Annotated in this window: 5 protein-coding genes; all 5 read left to right on the top strand. The window is 78.4% G+C overall.

Annotated features, from left to right (window positions below; genetic code table 11):
- The first annotated feature begins 108 nt into the window (after positions 1-108).
- A complete protein-coding gene (locus tag ABZ885_RS35180) occupies positions 109-654 on the top strand; it encodes a DUF4240 domain-containing protein (RefSeq protein WP_360198056.1) in 546 nt (181 codons plus the stop codon).
- Positions 655-710: 56 nt separating this feature from the next.
- A complete protein-coding gene (locus tag ABZ885_RS35175) occupies positions 711-1,916 on the top strand; it encodes an AAA family ATPase (RefSeq protein WP_360198053.1) in 1,206 nt (401 codons plus the stop codon).
- Positions 1,913-2,503: a hypothetical protein gene (locus ABZ885_RS35170; protein WP_360198050.1), complete on the top strand. Its 591-nt coding sequence runs from the start codon at positions 1,913-1,915 to the stop codon at positions 2,501-2,503. Before ABZ885_RS35175 ends, ABZ885_RS35170 begins: the two co-directional genes overlap by 4 nt.
- The gene (locus ABZ885_RS35165) at positions 2,500-4,197 is read left to right on the top strand and encodes a hypothetical protein (RefSeq protein ID WP_360198047.1); all 1,698 of its coding nucleotides are present in this window, start codon (positions 2,500-2,502) and stop codon (positions 4,195-4,197) included. The genes ABZ885_RS35170 and ABZ885_RS35165 overlap by 4 nt, the downstream gene beginning before the upstream one ends.
- A partial coding sequence (locus ABZ885_RS35160; RefSeq protein WP_360198044.1) for a bpX6 domain-containing protein occupies positions 4,194-5,015 on the top strand: 822 nt, incomplete at its 3' end. The genes ABZ885_RS35165 and ABZ885_RS35160, both read left to right, overlap by 4 nt.

Raw genomic sequence — 5,015 nt, 5'->3', positions numbered from 1 at the left:
GCAGCACCGCGCTGCCGGGCGGGCGGCTCTGTCGGTGCGCGCTGGCACAGTGTGCCCCGGCGGGCGACCGCCGACCGACACCCCGGACTCACGAAGGGCCGCAGGCACATGGGTACCACCGGCAACGCCGCCACCACCGAGCAGCACGACCCGGCGGACGCCGACGCGCCGGCGATCACCTGGGCGCGGTTCTGGGAGCTGGTCGACGTGCTCGGCGGCGAGGCCGGCACGTCGACCTGCGCGGACGTCGAGGCCGGCTGCGAGCGGCTGACCGAGGTGCTCGCCGCCGGACCGGTGGGGGAGATCATCGGCTTCGGCGAGCGGCTCGCGGAGGCTCTGTACCGGATCGACCAGGAGGTCTTCGGCGTCCTGCCGGTCGCCGGACTGTCGGACGGCGGCTCGCCCCTGCCGCAGTCCGACGACGGCTTCCTGTACGCGCGCGCCGCCGCGGTCGCGGCCGGCCGGCGGACGTACGAGAGCGTCTTCGGCGCACCGGACCGCTTCGCGCCGTTCACCGCACGGCACTGCGAGGAGTTGCTCTACGTGCACGAGGAGGCGTACGAGCGCGCGACGGGGGAGGAGTGGGACCGGCTGACCCGGTACGACTACGAGACCTGCTCCAACCGCGACGGCTGGCCTGGGCTCGACGACTGACGGAGCGGTAAACCCGTTGGTGAGCGGCCTGGCGGCCCCCGTAGACTCCGGTGCTCGTGACCGAGACCAGCACTTCTCCGACCGCCGGCACTCCTCCGACCGCCGGCACCGGCCCCGCGGCCACCACCGGTCCGGCGGCCCTCGCCGCCGACGCCGGACTGATCGGCGCCGCCGTGGCCGCCGCCGGCCGCGGCATGATCGACCGTGAGACGGTGGCCGAGGTGGTGACGCTCTGTGCGGTCGCCGGTGAGCACCTGCTGGTCGTCGGGGCGCCGGGCACCGCCAAGTCCGAGGCGGTGCGCCGGGTCGCCGGTCAGCTGGGCGGGCGCTACTTCGAGTACCTGCTCGGCCGGTTCACCGAGCCGAACGAGCTGTTCGGCCCCGTCGACCTGCGCCGGCTCCGCGAGGGGCGGGTCGAGTTCGAGACCGCCGGGATGCTGCCGGAGGCCGACATCGCCTTCCTGGACGAGGTGTTCCTCGGCTCCACCGCCGTCCTCAACACCCTGCTCGGCCTGCTCAACGAGCGGGTCTTCCGCCGCGGCGGCACCGTGCTGGCCAGCCCGCTGCGGGTCTGCGTCGGCGCGGCCAACCACCTGCCGGACGACCCCGCCCTCGCCGCCTTCGCCGACCGCTTCCTGGCCCGGGTCTTCGTGGAGCCGGTGGCGGACGCCCGGCTGGAGGAGCTGCTGGAGGCCGGCCGCCGTCCGGCCGCGGCCCCGGCCCGCCCCGGCGACCTGCTCGGCGCCGTCGACCGGCTCGCGGCCGCCGCCCGGGACTGCGACCTGGACGAGGTGACCCCGCTGCTCGGCGCCGCGCTGCGCCGGCTGCGCGGAGCCGGCGTGCCGGTCAGCGACCGGCGGGCGGTGCGCTCGCAGAAGCTGGTCGCCGCGGCCGCCGTGCTCGACGGCCGGAGCACGGCCTCGGCCCGCGACCTGTGGGTGCTGCCGCTGATCGCCCCCACCGCCGACACCCAGACGCTCGCCCGGGACACCCTTGCCGACCTGATCGAGAAGGCCGCCAACCGCAGCCTGGTGCACGCCGCCGAGGAGCTGTCCCGCAGCACGGCCGCCCGCGCCGAGCGGCTCGCCCGCACCGGCACCGCCCTGCTCACCGAGCACCGCGGCCTGCCCGCCGGGCGCGACTCGCGGCTGCGGCTGGAGGCGGCGCTGCGCGAGATCGACGCCGGCTTCGACCCGGCCGACCTGCCGGCGGCGCTGGCCGGCATACGCGCCGAGCTGGTTGCGGCGGTCGCGCCCTCGTGACCACCACCCGGACGTCCACCGCGCTGTCGTCCCCGCCGCCGTCTCCGCCCTTGCCCCCGCTGTCGTTTCCATTGCGCTGGGAGCGGCGCGAGCCGCCGTTGCCGGTCGCCGCCGTGCTCGCCGTGGGCGACGCCGTGCCCGCGCTGGCCGCCGCCACCCGGGACCGGCTCCTCGGCGGCGCCCGCCTCGCGGTCCTCGCCGACGACGGTCCGCTGCCCGACGGTGCCCTGCCCGGCGACGGCGCCCTGTCCAACGGCGGTGCCCTGCCCGGCGACGGCGACGGCGCGTCACGTCACGGCGGCCTGCCGGCCGGTGCCGCATCCGACGGGCGGCTGCTGCTCGTCCTCGGCGACGGGGACGACCTGCCGTGGGCCGACGGCGCCCGCTACCTCGGCCGGGACGCCGGCCTGCTGGTCCCCACCACCGCCCGCCCCGGGCCCGCCGCCGCACTCTGGCGCCGGGCGCTCGGCGCCGCGGACGGCCAGCTCTGCGTCCTCGTCCCCGGCCGCGCCCTGGTCGCCGACCCGCCCCCGCCCGCCGGCTCCCCGGACGCCCTGGAGCCGTACACCCGAAGCGCCGCCCGATGACGACCACCCGCCTGCCCGCCGCCCTCGCCCCCTGGGCCGCCGCCCTCTCCGCCCTCACCCCCGAACTCGCCGTCGCCCTGGGCCCGTTGCTGCGCCGCCTGGACACCCTGGTCGGCGAGCGCGAGCCGGTCGCCGACGAGCTCGGCGACCCGGACGGCCTCGGCGGCCTCGCCCGCTCCGGCCGGCCGGACCGACTGCTGCCCTCCGAATGGCTGCTCGCCGACGCGTACCCGGACGAGTTCCTGCGCCGGCTCGCCGACGGCGAACTGCTGCACTTCGCGCCCGAGTTCCGCACCCCGGCCACCCGCGGCCGGATCGCCGCGCTGGTGGACACCGGCCCGACCCAGGCCGGCGCCGGCCGGCTCGTCCAGCTCGCCGCGCTGCTCGTCCTGCACCGCCGGGCGGCCGCGCGCGGCACCTCGCTGGTCGTCGCCGTCCTCGGCGACCCGGTCGGCAAGCTGCTCACCGGCGACCTCGCCGAGGTGCTCCCGGCCTGGCTGAACGCCCGCCGGCCGGCCGACCCCACCCCCGAGGAGGTGCGGGACGCCGAGGAGGGCCTCGCCGCCGCCGACCGGGCCTGGCTGCTGACCTCGCCCCGGCTGGCCGCACAACTCCCGTCCCGGGCCCGGGTGCTGGCGAGCGAGCCGACCCGCTGGTCCGCCGCCGGGGCGACCCACGTCACCGTCCGGCTCGACCACCAGCAGGCCGAACTCCCGCTGCCCGCACCGGAGATCGCGGTCCGGGCGCTGCGCGGCCGCGAGTTTCGCCGGGTGCCCTCGCCGGCCGTGGCCAAGCTGCCCGCCAAGGTCACCGGCGGAGCCGTGCCGGCCTTCACCACCGACGCCCGCACCCTGCTCGCCCGCGGCCCGCACGCCACCACCCTGCTCGCCGTCAACCTCCCCAACACCGAAGGCGGCGATGCCACCGTCCTCCGGGCCCGGCGCCACGAACTGCCCGGCCCGGTGGTCGCCGCCGGGCGGATCGGCCGGCGGCTGATCGCTCTGCACCTGCGCGACGACCGCCTCGTCCCCTACGTCAGCGGCCGCCCGATCGCCGGCCGCGGCGGCGAACCCGGCGGCTTCACCGCCGGACTCGGCGACTTCGGCCTCGACCGCGGACTGCCGGACGAACTGCTCACCCGCCCCGTCCTGCCGCTGCTGCGCGACGGCGACGACCTGGTGCTGCCGCTGGCCGGCCGCTGGTGGCGGATCGCGCCCGACGGCGCCGTCACCGACGACGGCGAGGCCGGCCCCGGCACGGACGGGCACCAGCCCTTCAACCGCTTCCGTGAGGCCCGGCTGTACGAGCGGGCCCTGCCGCCCGAGGCCGCCCGCGCCGCCCACCTCGTGCACAGCGGCGCCACCGTCGCCTGGTCGGAGGACGGCCGGGAGTGGGAGGTGCGGAACCGGCAGGGCACGCCGTCCCGGATCGTCGTCCGGGAGAACGCCGACGTGATCGGCCTGGTCCACCACGACGCGGTGCCCGCGCTGGTCACCTGCACCCGCAGCGCCCGCCTGGTGCGCCACGTCCGCCATGACGCCTTCCGCACCCTGAGCGCCTTCTCCGGTGGCACGGCCCCGCCCGCCGTGCACCCGAAGCTGCCGCTGATCGCCGCCGAGACCCGGGCCGGCCGGATCGTGGTCGGCGACGCCTTCACCGGCCGGATCCACCACCTGATCGGGAGCGACCAGTGACCGCCACCCCCGCCGCGGCCTTCCGCGCCACCGTCGCCGCCGCCGGCTTCGTCCTCGACGTGCCGGTGATCGGCGCGGTCGAGGCCGCCGGGCGCGTCCTGGCACACTGGCAGGACGGCGCCGCGCTGCGCGAACTCCCGGACGGGCGCTGGCTGCTGACGCTCGCCGAGCCGGCCGGGACCCGGGCCGACCGGGCCCCCGGCCTGCCGCTGCGCCGCGCGGTCGGCGGCGCGCTGGTCGCCGTCGGCACCGAAAGCGCCACGGGCACCCCGGGCACCGGCTCGCCGGCCGCCGGAGCTCCTGAGCCCGGCCCCGGACACCTCGTCCTCACCACCGCGGGCCGCACGGCCGTGCACCGGATCGCCGGGCTCGCCGTACTGGACCCGTCCGGCTGGCTCGACCCCACCGGCCTCACCCTGCACCGCCCGCGGCCCGTCGGCGTCACCGCGGAACCCACGGCCGAACCCGTCCTGGAGGCACTGCCGCCCCGCCCGCAGCCCGACCTGCGGGCGGCCGCCCGCGTCCGGCCGCAGAGCGAGCGCGCCCGCCGGCTCACCGAGGGCGACCCGGCCGAAGCGCTCCCCGGCCGGTCCCCCCGGCCGCGGTCCGGCGCCCGCGCGGGCCGGTCGGGAGACGTCACGCCCGGAGTGGCCCTGTTCATCGTGCTGGCCTCCGCGGTGACCGTGGTGGCGCTCTTCATCTGGCTGGCCACGGGCCGCGGTCTGCACCCGGCCGTGCTGCTCGTCGGCCTGTACGTCGGCCTGGCCGTCGCCGTCCGCCGCCGCCGGGCCACCGCCGCGGGCGGCCCAGCCGGCGCC

The sequence above is a fragment of the Kitasatospora sp. NPDC047058 genome, assembly GCF_040643935.1.
Taxonomy (GTDB): domain Bacteria; phylum Actinomycetota; class Actinomycetes; order Streptomycetales; family Streptomycetaceae; genus Kitasatospora.
This window is presented reverse-complemented; position numbering and strand designations above follow the sequence as displayed.